Source organism: Pseudomonas sp. UBA5568, assembly GCF_002425525.1.
Lineage (GTDB): Bacteria > Pseudomonadota > Gammaproteobacteria > Pseudomonadales > Pseudomonadaceae > Aquipseudomonas > Aquipseudomonas fulva.
This window is the reverse complement of sequence record NZ_DIMK01000024.1, coordinates 21,951-39,042: the sequence shown is the minus strand read 5'-3', so window position 1 is coordinate 39,042 and position 17,092 is coordinate 21,951. Positions and strand designations below refer to the sequence as shown.

Genomic DNA, 17,092 nt, shown 5'->3' with positions numbered 1-17,092 from the left:
TCAGCGATCCGCTCCAGGGGCCAGTTCGAGCTTCTGGCGTAGGGCGTGGCTCATGGTCTGGCTGGCCGCTGCACTGTAGCCCTCCAGCAGGGCCTGGACGTTTTCCTCGAACAGCCACTGCTTGTCTTCGGCGTAGCGCTGCATGTGGCGCAGGTTGCGCTGGCGCAGGTCTGCCGACAGTGGCGAAGGCAGCAGGCGCATGTCGGCAAGGTCGATCAGGCCAAATTGGCCGTTGTCCATCAGCAGTACGTTGCCCAGGTGCAAGGACCGGAAGTAGACGCCTTGCTGGTGCAACTGACCCATGAAGCGCCCCAGCCGCTGCACCAGGGCCTTGCGTGCTGCCAGCGAGGGACAGGCCTGCAGGGCCTGGCGCACGGTCTGGCCTGCCAGGGGGATGTAGCGCACACCCTGGGTGCCATCGGCGTAGTTCAGCAGTTCCACGACGGGGGGCGTGGGAATGCCTTCGAGTGCCAGTTGCTGGCTGTTTCTGGCAAAGCGGCGCGCGTAGGGGTAGAAGGCGCCGGCGGTGTACCAGGCGCGCGGGCGGAACAACTTCAGGAAGCTGCCATCTTGCAGGAGCAGGACCTTGGGCCCAAGCCCGTCCTCTTCGATGATGCGGGCACCCTCATGCAGCTGCCTGGCCTGCGCCTCGCTCAAGCGAGCGCGGTTGGCCGCCACCAGCCTGCCGCCCCGGCGGGCGATGTTCAGCCCCGCGACCAGTGCCAGCGGAATCCACAGCAGGAACCAGTGCTCCTTGGGCCGCGACAGGATACCGCCGCCCTCGGTCAGGCCCGCACCAATGCCGAACACCAGCAGTGCCGAGGCCATCTGCAGGGCAGGGTGGGTGCGGTACTTCCAGCCGCTGTAAAGCGCGTAGAGGATCATGCCCAGCCACGGCAGCAAGCCCAGGATGCCCACGTAATACAGCACGCCCATGACGAAACTGTGGGGCTCGCTCAGCAGGTAGCCCACGCCGACATCGATGGACAAGGGCGCGTCGTAGCCGTGGCCAATCAGCGGGTGCTGGAGGAACAGGTCCCAGGTAATGCGCCAGATATCGAAACGGTACGAGTCGCCGCGCGCCATGATCAACTGCGGGTCCACCACCAGTACTGCGGCGATGAACAGCGGAGCGGCCAGGAACAGGGGGATCGAACGACGGTCCAGGCACAGCAGGGCGATCCAGTTCACCGCCAGGGTCATGGCCACCAGGGGCGTGCGGGAACCGGTGGCCACCACCGCGGCGAACATGACCGCAAAGGCCGCCATGCACAGCGACACGGTCAGCGCCCGCTTGCCGTTGACCGCCATCCATAGCCAGTAGGTCCCGAAGAAACCGTACAAGTGCGAGCTGAGCAGCGGGTTATCCAGAGCGCCTGCGCCGATCAGCCGGCTGCCTGGCGTGTAGGTGAGCATGAACGTGGTCAGGTCCCGCAGCGTGGCCAGCAGCGCCAGTAGCGCAGCCCCCAGGAAAAGGCCCTTGAGCGCCTCGGGCCGGTAACGCAGCATCAGCCCGGTGCCCAGGAACAGCATCAGGGTGTGCAGGGGCCGCTTGATCAGGTTGTCCGCCTGCGCCGCCGAGGGTGACCAGCTCAGGCTGAGGATGGCGTAGCCGGCGAAGGCCACGAACAGCCACAGCAACGGTTCACGAAACAGGGTTTTCAGTTCACGAGGCCGGACACATAGCGCCAGCAGGGTCGGGATGCTGAAAAGGCCGTAGTACAGCTTGTGGTGCAGGCTGCGTTCGGGCAGGAAGAACAGGGCACCGAGCAGCGCCAGCATGCCGGCCGGCAGCAGCCACAGGCACACGAAATCGAAAAAGCGGTTGCCGGCGTTGTGTAGGCTGCTTGGGAACATGGAGAAAGAGGGCCCAGGTCGAAAGAACGGGCAATGTTACCCCAGCTTTGCGCGCATTGCTGCTGGTAAGCGGCGGGGGCCGAGTGGTCCGACGTCGCTGCCAACGTGTGGTAAAGTCAGCACCCCATTTTCAGCATGTTCCGTGATATGACAGACGCCAACGGCTCCCAGAGCCCATCGAGCATGAAGATCTATTTCCGTCTACTTGGCTATGTCCGACCCTACATCGGCGTGTTCCTGCTGAGTATCCTGGGCTTTCTGATCTTTGCTTCGACCCAGCCAATGCTGGGTTACATCCTCAAGTATTTCGTCGACGGCCTGTCCAACCCGGATGCCTCGCTGTTTCCCAACGTCCCGCACCTGCGCGACCTGAACCTGCTGCACACGGTGCCGGCGCTGATCATCATCATCGCCGCCTGGCAAGGCCTGGGTTCGTTCCTGGGCAACTACTTCCTGGCCAAGGTCTCGCTGGGCCTGGTCCATGACCTGCGGGTGCAGCTGTTCAACAACCTGCTGAGCCTGCCCAACCGCTACTTCGACCAGAACAACTCCGGGCACCTGATTTCGCGCATCACCTTCAACGTGACCATGGTCACTGGGGCGGCTACCGACGCCATCAAGGTGGTCATTCGCGAAGGCATGACGGTGGTGTTCCTGTTCGGCTCGCTGCTGTTGATGAACTGGCGCCTGACGCTGGTGATGCTGGCCATCCTGCCGCTGATCGCCTTCATGGTGGGCCGTGCCAGCAAGAAATTCCGCAAACAGAGCAAGAAGATCCAGGTTGCCATGGGCGACGTCACCCACGTGGCGTCCGAGACCATTCAGGGCTACCGCGTGGTGCGCAGCTTCGGCGGCGAGGCCTACGAGCGCCAGCGCTTCCTCAAGGCCAGCCAGAGCAACACCGACAAGCAGCTGCGCATGACCCGTACCAGCGCCATCTACACGCCCCTGCTGCAACTGGTGATCTACGTTGCCATGGCCGTGCTGATGTTCCTGGTGCTGTACCTTCGTGGCGATGCCTCGGCAGGCGACATGGTGGCCTACATCACCCTGGCCGGCCTGCTGCCCAAGCCGATTCGCCAGCTTTCGGAAGTGAGCTCGACCATCCAGAAGGGCGTGGCCGGTGCCGAGAGCATCTTCGAGCAGCTCGACGAGCAGCGAGAAGTGGACACCGGTACCGTCGAGCGTGATGCGGTCAGCGGGCGCCTGGAAGTGCGCAACCTCAGCTTCACCTACCCCGGTACCGATCGCCAGGTGCTGAGCGACATCAACTTCACCGTCGAGCCTGGGCAGATGGTCGCGCTGGTGGGCCGCTCCGGCAGCGGCAAGTCCACCCTGGCCGGCCTGATTCCACGCTTCTACCACCACAGCAGCGGCGAGATACTGCTCGATGGCGTGGAAATCGAAGACTTCAAGTTGCTCAACCTGCGTCGACACATCGCCCAGGTCAACCAGCATGTGACCTTGTTCAGCGACACCATCGCCAACAACATTGCCTACGGTGACCTGGCCGGGGCGCCGCGTGCCGACATCGAAGCGGCGGCTGAGGCAGCCTTCGCCAAGGATTTCGTCGATCAGCTGCCCAAAGGTTTCGATACCCAGATCGGCGAAAACGGGGTGTTGCTCTCCGGTGGCCAGCGCCAACGCCTGGCCATCGCCCGCGCGCTGTTGAAGAACTCGCCACTGCTGATCCTGGACGAAGCGACCTCGGCCCTGGATACCGAGTCCGAGCGGCACATCCAGGCTGCGCTGGACCGCGTGATGCAGGGGCGCACCACGCTGGTGATCGCGCATCGCCTGTCGACCATCGAGAAGGCCGACCAGATCCTGGTCATGGATCAGGGCCGTCTGGTGGAGCGGGGCACCCATGCCGAGCTGCTGGCCGCCAACGGTTACTATGCGCGCCTGCATGCCATGGGCCTGGATGAGCCGGCCAAGGCCGACATCACCTGATCCTACCTGCCAAGGGGCCTCGGTGCCCCTTCTGTTTCGGGGTATTCCTCAGCGCGAACTGGCCCTAAAGCCGCCAGCCGCGCTGTGCTAATATCCCGTCCCTGTTCACTATTGTCATATGGGTTGCCCATGAAGTTGTCCATGCCGCGTTTCGATCAAGCCCCGGTACTGGTGGTCGGCGATGTCATGCTCGACCGCTACTGGCATGGCGGTACGTCGCGTATTTCGCCGGAAGCGCCAGTGCCGGTGGTCAAGGTCGATCAGATCGAGGATCGCCCAGGCGGTGCGGCCAACGTGGCCTTGAACATCGCCGCACTGGGCGCGCCGGCGTCCCTGGTGGGCGTCACCGGGCAGGACGAAGCTGCCGACAGCCTTTCCAACAGCCTGCAGGCGGCAGGCGTGCGTTCGGTCTTCCAGCGCATTGCGCATCAGCCGACCATCGTCAAGCTGCGGGTCATGAGCCGGCACCAGCAGCTGCTGCGCATCGATTTCGAAGAATCCTTCGCCACCGACCCGGTGTCGCTCAGCGCAGAAGTCGACGGTTTGCTCGAAGGCGTCAAGGTCCTGGTGCTGTCGGACTACGGCAAGGGCGCGCTGAAAAACCACCAGGCGCTGATCCAGGCCGCACGGGCCAAAGGCATCCCGGTGCTGGCCGACCCCAAGGGCAAGGATTTCTCCGTCTATCGCGGGGCCAGCCTGATTACCCCCAACCTCAGCGAGTTCGAGAACATCGTTGGGCGTTGTACCGACGAGGCGGAGCTGGTTGCCAAAGGTTTGCAGCTGCTCCAGGAGCTGGACATGGGCGCCTTGCTGGTGACCCGTGGCGAGCACGGCATGACCTTGCTGCGCAATGGTCATCCGCCCCTGCACCTGCCAGCCCGTGCACGTGAAGTGTTCGATGTGACCGGCGCAGGCGATACGGTGATCTCCACCCTTGCCGCCGCCATTGCCGCCGGTGAAGAGCTGCCCCAGGCAGTGGCCCTGGCCAACCTGGCGGCGGGTATTGTCGTCGGCAAGCTTGGTACTGCGGCGATCAGCGCGCCGGAACTGCGCCGCGCCATCCAGCGCGAAGAAGGGTCCGAGCGCGGGGTGCTGGGCCTTGAGCAATTGCTGGTAGCGATCGACGATGCCAGGGCACACAACGAGCGTATCGTGTTCACCAATGGCTGCTTCGACATTCTGCATGCGGGCCACGTGACCTACCTGGAGCAGGCGCGCGCTCAAGGCGATCGCCTGATCGTGGCGGTCAACGACGATGCATCGGTCAGCCGGCTGAAGGGCCCGGGCCGGCCGATCAACAGCGTCGATCGCCGCATGGCCGTGTTGGCAGGCTTGGGCGCAGTGGACTGGGTGATCAGTTTCTCCGAAGGCACCCCAGAAAACCTGCTGAGCCAGGTCAAGCCGGATGTGCTGGTCAAAGGCGGCGACTACGGCATCGACCAAGTGGTTGGCGCCGACATCGTCAACGCCTATGGCGGCACCGTGAAAGTGCTGGGGCTGGTCGAAAACAGCTCTACCACTGCCATCGTCGAGAAGATCCGCAAGCACTGACAGGGCAGGGCTGCGCGGCAGCCCTTGTTGCGGCGGCGCCAGCGGCGGCGCGCTGCATGCCCGCTTCGCTCAGGGCTTGTGCAGCGAGGTACGCGCCCGCTTGAGCAGCGCTCGGGCCTTGGCACCGAACCGTTGCAGGTGGGAGGCTCGGGCAGGCTTGGGTTCCACCAGGCCTTGTTGACGCACCCAATCCTTCCAGCGTATCCGTTCCTCGTTGACCACCCAGCCCTCCTGCCGGGCGAAGCTTTCGGCCAGGTACAACCCCCGTGTGCTGGCCGGCACCAGTTCGTCTTTCTTCAGGGTATACAGCTCGGCCAGGGGTTGGCCGTCCTGTAGCGGCATCAGGTACAGGTCCGGGCGCTTGCGGTTCAGCCGCGCCACCAACTGGTCGCCCTCAAGGCGTTCATCCACATGGAACAGGCTGAGCTTCTTGGCCTCCCTGGGCACTTGCAGGCGCATGTCGTAGATCAGTTGCAGCGAAGCGGTCGGCAGGTGCACGTAGGCACGGGGCCGCTCCAGCAGGACCAGGTTGCCGCAGTGGACCGGGCGGGCGGCACCGGACTGAGGGGTCAGTTGAAAATGCGGCGTTTCTCGGTAGTGCAAGGCTGCCGCATAGGGCACAGGTAGCCAGGTGTCGTTGAAGCGGCCGCCCAGCCAGCCCTCTGTGGTTTCCAGCAGGCATTCCTCGGCTACTTCCTGCACGGCGGTGTGCAATGGCAGGTTCAGTTCCTGAGCGGGCACGTAACCTGAGATCAGCTTTAGCACCACGTCGCCGCGGTCTTGGCGCCGTTGACGCACCAGCACCCAGTAGTCGCGGTTCTGCCAGGTCAGCGTCAGGCGCACCGACACACCCAAGTTGGCAAGTTCGACCACGAACCGCTGGGGATCTGCCACCGCCACCGGTTTGCGACGTTGTTGGGTCTGGGCGAAATTGAGGGGCATGCCAGTGCCCTGGTAGAGAAGGCTTTCGGCCGTGGCCTCGACATGCAGCGGCAGCGTCTTGAAGTTGCTCGGGTTCTTGCGTATCAGCGTTCGCGCCACGTTGCTCCTCCTTGCGACGGCTCGCCCGGCGCGTGGCCAGGCAGACTCAATGCTGGCCCAGGATTCGGGCGACGGTGGCCACGTTATGGGCCAGGTGCAACGGGTTGATGGTGCCCACGATAGCACTGCTGACGCCAGGGTGGGCGAAGAGCAGCTCGAAGCTGGCACGGACCGGGTCGACGCCGGGTGCCAGGCAGGCATGGCCGCTGGCCAGGGCCTTTTTGACCAGGATGGCCTTGCCGTGCTGCGCAGCGTAGTCGAGTACCGGGCGCTCTGCCTGTTCGTTCAGGTTGAAGGTGACCATGGCGCAGTCGCCTTGCTCCAAGGCCTTCAAGCCTCCGGCTACAGTCTTGCCTGAAAACCCGAAGCCCAGGATCTTGCCTTCACGCTTGAGCGTGGCCAAGGTCTCATACACCGCCTGCTGCTCGAGGATGGCCAGGTCATTACCGTCGGAGTGCACCAGCACCAGGTCGATGCGGTCGGTTTCCAGCCGGCGCAGGCTGCGCTCCACCGATCGGCGCGTGTGGGCCGCGCTGAAATCGAAACGCGATTGACCGGCGTCGTATTCCTCGCCCACCTTGCTCACCAGCACCCAGGCATCGCGCTGACCCCGCAGCAGCGGGCCAAGGCGCTCTTCACTGCGGCCATAGGCCGGAGCGGTATCTAGCAGGTTGATGCCCAGGTCGCGGGCCTGGCCAAGCAGCAGCCTGGCTTCATCGTCGCCGGGGATGGTGAAGCCTGAAGGGTATTTCACGCCCTGGTCCCGGCCAAGCTTGACCGTGCCCAGCCCCAGGGGCGAAACCTGCAAGCCCGTGCTGCCCAGGGGGCGGTGCAAACCGTGGAGAGTTGGCAAGCTCATGGCAGGAGGGTCTCCCATGCAGGCTGGCCCAGCGGCGGGCGCGGCAAGTCGGTCAGGTCGGCCTGGGCCTGAGGTTGCACGGCGTCGCGTTGCAACTGGCGGATAACCCGGTCGCTGAAGTCAGGTGCCAGGGCCAGCTTGGTAGGCCAGCCCACCAGCAGCCGTTGCTGTTCGGCAAGAAACGCATTGTCCGGGCGCACCAAGCCGGACTGGGCAGGCTCGGCACGGTCCACTCGCAACGTGGCCCAGTGCAACTGGCTTTGATCCACCCAGGGCAGCAGGCTGGCCACTTCTTTCTGCGCGGCGGCGATCTGCGCGGCCGGCTCGCGGGCCACGCCATCGGCTTCGGCCAGTTCGCCGCCCAGGTACCACACCCACTGTCCGTCGGCGGCCGGGTGGGTGGTGACCGTCATCCGCGGCTTGGGGCCTGCGCCCAGGCAATGGGCATAAAGTGGCTTGAGGTTGGCTCCCTTGACCATCACCATGTGCAGGGGGCGGGTTTGCATGGCGGGCTGCTCGAGCCCCAGTGCCTGCAACAGGTCCGCGATGCCGGCGCCCGCGCTGAGCACGATGCGCTGGGCGCGGATGTCACGCCCGTCCACACGCAGGCCCACCAGCTCGCCCTCGTCGCGCAGCGGCTCGATGCGTTCGCCCGCCAGGAGGCTGTCACCGGCCAGTTCGGCCAGGTTGGTCAGCAGGCTGGGCACGTCGATCACCAGTTCGGCCAACCGATAGACCTTGCCCTTGAAGGCACGGTCCTGTAACGCCGCAGGCAATTGGTCGCCTTTGACCTGATCCACCCGGCCGCGCACCGCCTTGCTGGCGAAGAAGCTGGTGAGATTGCCGGCCAGGGTGCCTGGAGACCACAGGTAGTGCGCATCGGACAGCAGGCGCGTATGGCGCAGGTCCAGTTCGCCGTTGCCCGCCAAGGCTTCGCGCCAGCGGCGCGGCATGTCGGCAATCGCCTCCGAGGCGCCGGTCAGCGCCCCATGCAGCGCGTACTTGGTGCCGCCATGGATGATGCCCTGGGACTTGAGCGTCTGTGCGCCGCCTACCGTGGCGCGCTCCACCAGCACTGTCGAATAACCCAGGCGGCGCAAGCGGGCATTGAGCCAGAGGCCTGCGACCCCGGCGCCGACGATCAGCACGTCAGTGGAAATGGCAGATGGCATGGCGATACCTCGAAAACTGGGACAGCTGGCAAGTATACAGGCTCAGGGTCGGATGCACGGGCTGGCGTGCGCCACGCCTCCTGACGCTGCTGCCACGGCCCGGCTCAGTGCCCCGTGGTCTTGGAGAACAGCTGAATCACCACCACGCCGCCAACGATCATCGCCATGCCGAGCATCGCCGGGATGTCCAGTTTCTGCCCATAGAGCACCAGTGCCGCCACGCTGATCAGCACGATACCCAGCCCCGACCAGATCGCGTAGGCGATGCCCACCGGGATGCTGCGCACCACCAGCGTCAGCATCCAGAACGCGATGGCGTAGCCCGCCACCATCAGCAGCAGAGGCAATGGGGTGCTAAGGCCTTTGACAGCCTTCATGGAGGCGGTGGCGACGACTTCGGCGCAGATGGCAATCGCGAGGTAGGTGTAGGCATTCATGACGGTTCTCCATTGGATGGGCGCATTCTAGGCCGTACTCGAATGCGGTAAAGTCATTACCTATCTGGTAAGGAGATAGGTGAATGGCCGAGCAATGGAGTCTGGATCAGTTGCGCACGTTCATGCGCGTGGCTGAGCTGCGTTCGTTTTCTGCCGTTGCGCGCGAACAGCACAAGGCTCAATCAGCGGTCAGCAACGCCATCGCCCTGCTCGAAACGGACCTTGGGGTTACCCTGTTCGAACGCAGCAGTGGGCGCCAGCCGAAGCTCACCGCAAACGGCGAAGCGCTGCTTGCCGATGCCCGCGAGCTGCTGCGCCAGTGCGAGCGTCTGGATGGGCGGGCCTTGGCGTTGATGCGTGGCCAGGAAGCACTGCTGCGGGTGGCGCAGGATGAGGCGATGCCGTATCAGCCTGTCATCGACAGCCTGGATGAGTTGGCAACCCGTTACCCCTTTCTGGAAGTTCAACTGGCCAGCGGCGCGCAGGGCGACGTTGCACGCAAGCTGGTGGAGCGGCGTGCCGACCTGGGGTTGTTCTTTCACCATGAGCGCGTACCGGCGTCGCTGGAACGGCGGGCCTTGGGTAGCGTGGAAATGGTCACGGTCTGCGCCGTCGGCCACCCCTTGGCGCAGGCCGGCCGGGCGGACCGACAGCAACTGGCACGCCATCGCCAGCTGCTGATCACCCCCCAGCAGAGCGGTTACCCGGGGGGTGAGGCGATCAGCCCACAGGTGTGGCGGGCCGACAGCTTCTATGCCATGGCCGAACTGCTGATGCGCGGGCTGGGCTGGGCCTGGCTGCCGCGGCATGTGGTGCAGTACCCCACCTATCAGGCGCATATGGTGGAGCTGGCCAGCGACTGGCGGCCACCGGCGCTGGTGGTGGAGCTGGCCTGGCGTCGGGACGAGCCGCTGGGGCCTGCGGCGCAGTGGCTGGCCGAGCGCTTTGCGGTGCATTTGCGTGCGATCGGGTAAACTGCGTCGCCATGAACAGAACTCTCTACACCTTGCTGTTTCACCTTGCCCTGCCACTGCTTGCACTTCGCCTGTACCTACGCGCGCGCAAGGCGCCGGCCTACGGGCGCCGTATCGGCGAGCGCTTTGCCATCAAGCTGCCGACGATGCGCAAGGGCGGCATATGGGTCCATGCGGTTTCCGTAGGCGAAAGCATCGCAGCTGCCCCCATGGTGCGCGCACTGCTCAAGGCCTACCCTGAGCTGCCGATCACACTGACGTGCATGACGCCCACCGGTTCGGAGCGCATTGGCGCCCTGTTCGCCGATGAGCCGCGGGTCCAGCATTGCTACTTGCCATACGACCTGCCGTGGGCGGCGGGGCGCTTTCTCGACCATGTGCAGCCAAGGCTGGGCGTGATCATGGAAACCGAACTCTGGCCCAATCACATCCATCAATGCGCCAGGCGCGGTATTCCCGTGGCGCTGGCCAATGCGCGCCTGTCCGAACGCTCGGCCCGTGGCTACGGGCGGTTTGCCAGGCTGACCCGGCCCATGCTGGCCGAAATGAGCCTGATTGCCGCGCAGACCGAGGTGGAGGCCCAGCGCTTTCTGGCACTCGGCGCGCGTGCTGCCTGCGTGCAGGTCACCGGCTCGATCAAGTTCGACCAGAAGATCGATGAGCAGCTGGTGCCGCGCGCCCAGGCTTTGCGCCAGCAATGGGCCGCCACTTCGCGCCCGGTGTGGATTGCCGCCAGCACACACGACGGCGAAGATGCCCTGATCCTCCAGGCACACCAGCAGTTGCTGCAGGTGCATGGGGATGCGTTGCTGATCCTGGTGCCCCGGCATCCGGAGCGCTTTGACGCGGTTCATGCCATCTGCAGTCAGCAGTTTGCCACGGTGCGTCGCTCTACCGGGCTACCGGTGCTTGCCCAGACCCAGGTGCTGCTGGGCGACACCATGGGTGAATTGCTGTTCTTGTATGCCCTGGCCGACATGGCGTTCGTCGGTGGCAGCCTGGTGCCGACCGGCGGGCACAACCCGTTGGAACCGGCAGCCCTGGCGCTACCGGTGCTCATGGGGCCGCACGTGTTCAACTTCCTCGAAATCAGCGCCATGCTGCGCGAGGCGGGTGCGTTGCAGCAGGTCGATGACGCTCAGGGGTTGGCCGGTGCCGTGCAACGGCTGGTCGAATTACCGCAAGATGCCCGGCGCATGGGTGAGGCGGGTAGGGCGGTGATGAGGGCCAACCAAGGGGCGCTGCAGCGCTTGCTGAAGGGGTTGGGAAGGCTGATGCCCTGAGCGCTCACTGTCGGGGCGATGGTTGCGGTTGGCGTGATCAGGGCCGCTTTGCGGCCCATCGCCGGCAAGCCGGCTCCCCCAGATGAGGCTGCCCGTCCTCAGGGCTTACGCTCGAAATTCTTCGCCGCCGCTGCCGCCAGGTCCGGTGGCAGGAAATCCTTGTCCGGGTTGTAGTCGGGTTTCAGGTAGCGCTTGAGGTCCTGCAAGTCTTGCGGGCTCAGCGTGCCGGCCGCCTGTTTCAGGCTCAGGTTGTCGAGGATGTAGGCGTACCGGCTGTTGTTATAGTCGCGCACAGAGGTGTACAGCTGGCGCTGGGCGTCGAGCACATCGACGATGTTGCGGGTGCCCACCTGGTAGCCGATTTCGGTAGCCTCGAGCGCGCTCTGGTTGGAGATGATCGACTGCTTGCGCGCCTGTACCTGTTCGACGTCGGTGTTCACCGCACGGTGCAGGTTGCGGGTGTTCTCCACCACCTGACGGCGCAGGCTTTCGCGCTGCTGTTCGCTCTGGCTGAGGCGCTGGTAGGCTTCGCGTACCTGTGAACTGGTCAGCCCGCCGCTGTAGATGGGAATGTTCAACTGCAGGCCAACGGTGGTCTGCTCCACGTCGCCCCCATAGCGAACACCCAGCGGCGATGGGTTGCTGAAGCCCAGGTTGTCGTTGTCACCCTTCTGGTATTTGGCCACGGCATCGACGGTCGGGGCGTGACCGGCCTTGCGCTGACGCAACGTTTCTTCCGCCGCAGACACCGCGTAGTTGGTCGCCAACAGGTTGAGGTTCTGCCGGCCGGCGGTTTCGACCCAGGCCTTGGCGTCGTTGGGCACGGGCACCTGCACCGGCAGGCTGTGGACCACACCCTGGATAGCGGTGTACTCCCGATTGGTCAGGGTGACCAACGCCTGGAAAGCATCCTGCACCTGACGGTCGGCGATGATGCGGTTGGCGCGGGCCGTGTCATAGCTGGCCTGGGACTGCAGCACGTCGGTCTTGTCCGAAAGCCCCACGTCGAAACGTTCGTTGGACTGGTCGAGCTGACGCTTGAGGGCCGCTTCCTCGGCCTTGCTGGCCGCCAGGTTGTCCTGCGCACGCAGCACCGCAAAGTAGCTTTGCGCAGTCTGCAGGATCAGGTTCTGCTCGGTGGCGGACAGCTCCAGCGCGGCCTGTTCGTTGACGGCCTCGGCAGCTTGCAACTGGAACCAGCGGTCAGCGCGGAAGATGGGCTGGGCCAGGGTCGCGCTCCAGGCATTGCCGCTGCGGTTGGATGTGATCGACGGCTCGTCGAGCTTGGTGCGGGTGCTTTGCATCTCGGCACCGGCCGACAGGTTGGGCAGCAAGCCGGCACGGGCCTGGGGCACGATTTCGCGGCGCGCGCCGTAGTCGGCGCGGGCGGCTGCCAGGTCGGCGTTGTTCTCTACCGCTTCCTGGTAAACGCTCACCAGATCGGTCTTCACCGTTGCCGGTACGTCCGCCGCCCAGGCCATCGTATGGGACGCACAAGACACGGCCAGGGCCAGTGAGAGTTTGCGCAGCATAGGGGCAATCCTTGTACGAAATGTAATTACTGAACTGTTGAGTTTTGCTTGATGACGCAGTGTAGTGCCACGCGCTCCGGGCAACAATCACCCTGATGCCGTTGATCATTCCCGGGATTGCTCGCTTGGCTTTGCCGGCAACTCCAGTCTAGACTGCGCATGTTCTTGTCGGGGTGCCTTGAAGCAAAGGCTGAGATCGCATAGGTGCGGATCCCGTTGAACCTGATCAGGTTAGCGCCTGCGTAGGGAACAAGATTGCTCGCCTTCCCGGGGAGCCTCTTGTGCCAGGTCCGGGAAAGCATCGGCTGTTTGCAGCCCATGACACCCCGTCTTTGGCACCGCACACGTCTAGGAGTGCGTCCGCGTCCTTCAGGTTCACCCCGACATTCCACTGCTAGGAAGCCGTCTGGAGAGCCTGTGATGACCCAACAAGAAAAAGCGATGAACCTTAGCGAATCGGCGCAAGTCGATCAGCAGTCCGTGCAGCCGTTTCCGCGCTCGCGCAAGGTCTATGTCCAGGGCTCGCGCCCGGATATTCGCGTACCGATGCGCGCGATCAGCCTGGCCGACACGCCCACCGATTTCGGGGGCGAGCGTAATGCGCCCGTGCTGGTCTACGACACTTCCGGCCCCTACACCGACCCAGAGGTGTTGATCGACGTGCGCAAGGGCCTGGCCGACGTGCGTTCGGCCTGGATCGATGCACGCGGTGACACCGAGCGCCTGAGCGGCCTGAGCTCCCACTTCGGCCAGCAGCGCCTGAACGACGCCGAGCTGGCCAAGCTGCGCTTCGCCCATGTGCGCAACCCGCGTCGTGCCAAGCCAGGCGCCAATGTGTCGCAGATGCACTACGCCCGCCAGGGCATCATCACCGCCGAGATGGAATACGTGGCCATCCGCGAGAACATGAAGCTGCAGGAGGCCCGGGCGGCAGGCCTGCTCGATACGCAGCATGCCGGTCACAGCTTCGGCGCCAGCATTCCCAAGGAAATCACCCCCGAGTTCGTGCGCGAGGAAGTGGCCCGTGGCCGCGCCATCATTCCGGCCAACATCAACCACACCGAGCTGGAGCCGATGATCATCGGCCGCAACTTCCTGGTGAAGATCAACGGCAACATCGGCAACAGTGCGCTGGGTTCGTCCATCGAAGAAGAGGTGGCCAAGCTCACTTGGGGCATTCGGTGGGGTTCGGACACCGTCATGGACTTGTCCACCGGCAAGCACATCCATGAAACCCGCGAATGGATCATTCGCAACTCCCCCGTGCCCATCGGCACCGTGCCCATCTACCAGGCACTGGAAAAGGTCGGTGGCGTGGCCGAGGACCTGACCTGGGAGCTGTTTCGCGACACGCTGATCGAACAGGCTGAGCAGGGCGTGGATTATTTCACCATCCATGCCGGGGTGTTGCTGCGCTATGTACCGCTGACCGCCAAGCGCGTCACCGGCATCGTCAGCCGGGGTGGTTCGATCATGGCCAAGTGGTGCCTGGCGCATCACCAGGAGAACTTCCTGTACACCCACTTCGATGAAATCTGCGAAATCATGAAGGCCTACGACGTCAGCTTCTCGCTGGGCGATGGCCTGCGACCGGGCTCGATCGCCGATGCCAACGACGCGGCGCAGTTTGGCGAGCTGGAAACCCTGGGCGAGCTGACCAAGATTGCCTGGAAGCACGATGTGCAGTGCATGATCGAAGGCCCCGGCCATGTGCCGATGCAGTTGATCAAGGAGAACATGGACAAGCAGCTCGAATGCTGTGACGAAGCGCCGTTCTACACCTTGGGCCCGCTGACCACCGACATCGCCCCTGGCTACGACCACATCACTTCCGGCATCGGAGCGGCCATGATCGGCTGGTTCGGCTGCGCCATGCTCTGCTATGTCACGCCCAAGGAACACCTGGGGCTGCCCGACAAGGACGACGTCAAGACCGGCATCATCACCTACAAGATTGCGGCCCATGCAGCCGACCTGGCCAAAGGTCACCCAGGGGCCCAGATTCGCGACAACGCGCTGTCGAAGGCGCGCTTCGAGTTTCGCTGGGAAGACCAGTTCAACCTGGGGCTGGACCCCGACACGGCGCGTGCCTTCCATGATGAGACCTTGCCCAAGGAGTCGGCCAAGGTGGCGCATTTCTGCTCCATGTGCGGGCCGAAGTTCTGCTCCATGAAGATCACCCAGGAGGTGCGTGAATACGCTGCCCGGATCGAAACCGTGGACGTCTCGGTGGAGCAGGGCATGCGCGAGCAGGCCGAGCGCTTCCGCCAGGCCGGCAGCCAGCTGTACCACAAGGTCTGAGGCCCAGCCTTTGGGCCAAGGTGGGCGCCACTCAGGCCGCAAAGCAGGGACCTGGTTAGCGGCCTGCCTTGCGCCCACCCCAACAATCACATTGCCGAGTGCGAGCAAGCATGACCACGTCCAGTCAATTTTCCCCTGATCATCCCATTCCCAACGGCCAGCGCGTATTCGGTGGTCGCGACCTGTTTTCACTGTGGTTTTCCCTAGGCATTGGCCTGATGGTGCTGCAAGTCGGTGCCATGCTGGCGCCGGGCCTTGGCCTGTCCGGGGCCATCCTGGCCATCGTCCTGGGCACCGGGGTCGGTGTGCTGTTGCTGGGTGCTGCCGGTGTGATCGGCAGCGACACCGGTTTGTCCGCCATGGGTACGCTCAAGCTCAGCCTGGGGGCGCAGGGTGCGCGCTTGCCAGCGCTGCTCAACGTATTGCAGCTGATAGGCTGGGGCGCCTTCGAGATCATCGTGATGCGCGATGCCGCCAGCCTGTTGGGTGCGCGAGCCTTCGGTGAGGGCAGCATCTGGAACAGCCCGGTGCTATGGACGCTGTGTTTTGGCGCGCTGGCCACCGTGCTGGCGGTCAGTGGACCGTTGGCTTTCGTGCGCAAGATCCTGCGGGCCTGGGGCATCTGGCTGCTGCTGGGCGCCTGCGTCTGGCTGACCTGGAACCTGTTCGCCAAGGCCGACCTGGCGATGTTGTGGCAGCGCGGCGGGGATGGGTCGATGTCGCTGGCCGTGGGCTTTGACATCGTCATCGCCATGCCCCTGTCCTGGCTGCCGCTGATTGCCGACTATTCGCGTTTTGCCCGCGACGGCAGGCAGGTGTTCGGCAGCACGGTGGTGGGGTATTTCATCGGCAACACCTGGTTGATGAGCCTGGGGGTGGCCTATACCCTGGCCTTCGCGGCGCAAGGCGAAGTCAATGCCCTGCTGCTGGCGCTCGCCGGGGCGGGCATGGGTATTCCGTTGCTACTGATTCTGCTCGACGAATCGGAAAAAGCCTTCGCCGACATTCATTCGGCGGCGGTCTCCGCCGGCGTGCTGGCACGCGTGAAGGTTGAACACCTGGCCCTGGCCATCGGCGTGCTGTGCACCCTGATCGCCCTGTTGGCACCGCTTGCCCAGTACGAAAACTTCCTGCTACTGATCGGCTCGGTGTTCGCCCCACTGTTCGGTGTGGTGCTGACGGACCATTACTGGGTTCGCCGTCGCAGCATTCCAGCCCATGTGGGGGCGCTGCACTGGCCGGCATTGCTGGCATGGGCGGCAGGCGTGGCGGCGTATCACATCATCGCCGCCCAGGCGCCGGACCTGGGCGCGACCCTGCCGGCGCTGGTGCTGGCAGGGGTGTTGTATGGCGTATTGAACTTCAGCCGCGGCCGGGGAACAGTTCGGGCTTGATCACGCCATTGAGGCGTGGGTAGGGAATTTTCAGCTCCACATGGCCCATGGAATACGGCGCGATGGCGTACACCTCGTACTTCACCACCACCGCGCCGTAGGTCAGGGCGATATGCGGCGAGCGCTTGAATGGCCAGGTTTTGATGAACTCGGCATCCTTGTCCATGCCGACACTCATCAGCCAGGCCCGGTGTGATTCCTCCACCGTCTTCCAGAACGTTTCTTCCTGGCCGGGGACCAGCATGTCCTGCAGGGTCAGGACCTTGTCCAGCTTGCGTGAATAGTTGATGAACGCACGACCTGGCATGCCATGGGCACCACCGGTATCCAGGTAGCTGGACAGCTCGATGATCACCAGCCCGTCATGCTGTTCGCGTACTTTGGCCTGCAGGTAGCTGCTGTTGCGCTTCTCGGCGCTGGCCAGGTAGTGCTGTTCGTAGGCTTGCAGCGTTGTCGGTGCCGCCCCGTGCTGGTTGTCCTCGGTCAGTTGCAGCAGACGCTTTTCGACAATGCCGTCGAGCTTGGGCAACGCCGGGAAATGCACGGTGTCAATATTCACCAACGGGCAATCACGCTCGCTGCAGCCTGGCTTGACGTGTTCCCAGGCTTCGCGCTTGACCTCGAGCGGCGCTCGGTAGTTGGGGGCGAACAGGCTCTGGCATGCGCCCAGCGCCAAGGCCAGCACAGCGATGGATGTCAGTTTGACAAGTGTCATGATGATCCTTGCAAGAACAGGGA

The 17,092-nt window shown here is 64.2% G+C and carries 13 protein-coding genes and 1 riboswitch; of the genes, 6 read left to right on the top strand and 7 right to left on the bottom strand.

Annotated elements, in window-relative coordinates:
• Positions 1-1,857 (bottom strand): bifunctional O-antigen ligase/aminoglycoside phosphotransferase family protein, encoded by a 1,857-nt coding sequence (locus B2S33_RS07795; protein WP_242810034.1) that lies wholly within the window; start codon positions 1,855-1,857, stop codon positions 1-3.
• Between the two features lie 147 nt (positions 1,858-2,004).
• Here B2S33_RS07795 and msbA point away from each other — a divergent pair, with 147 nt between their 5' ends.
• Positions 2,005-3,810 (top strand): lipid A export permease/ATP-binding protein MsbA, encoded by a 1,806-nt coding sequence (msbA, locus tag B2S33_RS07790; RefSeq protein WP_027913984.1) that lies wholly within the window; start codon positions 2,005-2,007, stop codon positions 3,808-3,810.
• A 129-nt stretch (positions 3,811-3,939) separates the two neighbouring features.
• Complete coding sequence (gene hldE, locus B2S33_RS07785; protein ID WP_027913983.1) at positions 3,940-5,361, top strand: bifunctional D-glycero-beta-D-manno-heptose-7-phosphate kinase/D-glycero-beta-D-manno-heptose 1-phosphate adenylyltransferase HldE; 1,422 nt, start codon at positions 3,940-3,942, stop codon at positions 5,359-5,361.
• Between the two features lie 69 nt (positions 5,362-5,430).
• Here the strand turns inward: hldE and B2S33_RS07780 are convergent, their stop codons facing one another.
• The 4 genes from B2S33_RS07780 to B2S33_RS07765 all read right to left on the bottom strand — a co-directional run bounded on the left by B2S33_RS07780 (position 5,431) and on the right by B2S33_RS07765 (position 8,870).
• Entirely contained in the window at positions 5,431-6,402 is a 972-nt protein-coding gene (locus tag B2S33_RS07780; RefSeq protein ID WP_140174815.1) for a metal ABC transporter ATPase, read from the bottom strand.
• A 46-nt stretch (positions 6,403-6,448) separates the two neighbouring features.
• Positions 6,449-7,261 carry an aldo/keto reductase gene (locus B2S33_RS07775; RefSeq protein WP_027913981.1) on the bottom strand — a complete coding sequence of 271 codons (813 nt, stop codon included), beginning with the start codon at positions 7,259-7,261 and terminating at the stop codon, positions 6,449-6,451.
• Positions 7,258-8,433 carry an NAD(P)/FAD-dependent oxidoreductase gene (locus B2S33_RS07770; protein ID WP_027913980.1) on the bottom strand — a complete coding sequence of 392 codons (1,176 nt, stop codon included), beginning with the start codon at positions 8,431-8,433 and terminating at the stop codon, positions 7,258-7,260. The genes B2S33_RS07775 and B2S33_RS07770 overlap by 4 nt, the downstream gene beginning before the upstream one ends.
• A gap of 104 nt (positions 8,434-8,537) precedes the next feature.
• Positions 8,538-8,870 (bottom strand): DMT family transporter, encoded by a 333-nt coding sequence (locus B2S33_RS07765; protein ID WP_027913979.1) that lies wholly within the window; start codon positions 8,868-8,870, stop codon positions 8,538-8,540.
• A gap of 83 nt (positions 8,871-8,953) precedes the next feature.
• On the opposite strand from B2S33_RS07765, the gene B2S33_RS07760 reads away from it, so the two are divergent.
• Both B2S33_RS07760 and waaA read left to right on the top strand, forming a co-directional pair.
• A complete protein-coding gene (locus B2S33_RS07760) occupies positions 8,954-9,844 on the top strand; it encodes a LysR family transcriptional regulator (protein ID WP_027913978.1) in 891 nt (296 codons plus the stop codon).
• An 11-nt stretch (positions 9,845-9,855) separates the two neighbouring features.
• Positions 9,856-11,127, top strand: coding sequence for a lipid IV(A) 3-deoxy-D-manno-octulosonic acid transferase (waaA, locus tag B2S33_RS07755; protein ID WP_288650122.1), 1,272 nt, complete (start codon positions 9,856-9,858; stop codon positions 11,125-11,127).
• 98 nt (positions 11,128-11,225) lie between these two features.
• Here waaA and B2S33_RS07750 read toward each other — a convergent pair whose 3' ends face one another.
• Positions 11,226-12,659 (bottom strand): TolC family outer membrane protein, encoded by a 1,434-nt coding sequence (locus B2S33_RS07750; RefSeq protein WP_023532888.1) that lies wholly within the window; start codon positions 12,657-12,659, stop codon positions 11,226-11,228.
• 159 nt (positions 12,660-12,818) lie between these two features.
• A riboswitch (TPP riboswitch) is annotated at positions 12,819-12,925 on the top strand.
• A gap of 154 nt (positions 12,926-13,079) precedes the next feature.
• Between B2S33_RS07750 and thiC the strand changes: the two genes are divergently transcribed.
• Positions 13,080-14,960, top strand: coding sequence for a phosphomethylpyrimidine synthase ThiC (gene thiC, locus B2S33_RS07745; protein WP_028687911.1), 1,881 nt, complete (start codon positions 13,080-13,082; stop codon positions 14,958-14,960).
• A 110-nt stretch (positions 14,961-15,070) separates the two neighbouring features.
• Positions 15,071-16,354: a putative hydroxymethylpyrimidine transporter CytX gene (gene cytX, locus B2S33_RS07740; protein ID WP_027913975.1), complete on the top strand. Its 1,284-nt coding sequence runs from the start codon at positions 15,071-15,073 to the stop codon at positions 16,352-16,354.
• Here cytX and B2S33_RS07735 read toward each other — a convergent pair.
• Complete coding sequence (locus tag B2S33_RS07735) at positions 16,323-17,069, bottom strand: RsiV family protein (protein WP_028687909.1); 747 nt, start codon at positions 17,067-17,069, stop codon at positions 16,323-16,325. The two genes, cytX and B2S33_RS07735, sit on opposite strands and share 32 nt — an antisense overlap.
• Positions 17,070-17,092 lie beyond the last annotated feature (23 nt).

What these genes read in the sequence shown, in the direction of transcription:
- hldE (WP_027913983.1), top strand. Translation starts at nt 3,940, where the DNA reads ATGAAGTTGTCCATGCCGCGTTTCGATCAAGCCCCGGTACTGGTGGTC.
- B2S33_RS07750 (WP_023532888.1), bottom strand. Translation starts at nt 12,659, where the DNA reads ATGCTGCGCAAACTCTCACTGGCCCTGGCCGTGTCTTGTGCGTCCCAT.
- msbA (WP_027913984.1), top strand. Translation starts at nt 2,005, where the DNA reads ATGACAGACGCCAACGGCTCCCAGAGCCCATCGAGCATGAAGATCTAT.
- cytX (WP_027913975.1), top strand. Translation starts at nt 15,071, where the DNA reads ATGACCACGTCCAGTCAATTTTCCCCTGATCATCCCATTCCCAACGGC.
- thiC (WP_028687911.1), top strand. Translation starts at nt 13,080, where the DNA reads ATGACCCAACAAGAAAAAGCGATGAACCTTAGCGAATCGGCGCAAGTC.
- waaA (WP_288650122.1), top strand. Translation starts at nt 9,856, where the DNA reads ATGAACAGAACTCTCTACACCTTGCTGTTTCACCTTGCCCTGCCACTG.
- B2S33_RS07760 (WP_027913978.1), top strand. Translation starts at nt 8,954, where the DNA reads ATGGCCGAGCAATGGAGTCTGGATCAGTTGCGCACGTTCATGCGCGTG.
- B2S33_RS07795 (WP_242810034.1), bottom strand. Translation starts at nt 1,857, where the DNA reads ATGTTCCCAAGCAGCCTACACAACGCCGGCAACCGCTTTTTCGATTTC.
- B2S33_RS07735 (WP_028687909.1), bottom strand. Translation starts at nt 17,069, where the DNA reads ATGACACTTGTCAAACTGACATCCATCGCTGTGCTGGCCTTGGCGCTG.
- B2S33_RS07765 (WP_027913979.1), bottom strand. Translation starts at nt 8,870, where the DNA reads ATGAATGCCTACACCTACCTCGCGATTGCCATCTGCGCCGAAGTCGTC.
- B2S33_RS07770 (WP_027913980.1), bottom strand. Translation starts at nt 8,433, where the DNA reads ATGCCATCTGCCATTTCCACTGACGTGCTGATCGTCGGCGCCGGGGTC.
- B2S33_RS07775 (WP_027913981.1), bottom strand. Translation starts at nt 7,261, where the DNA reads ATGAGCTTGCCAACTCTCCACGGTTTGCACCGCCCCCTGGGCAGCACG.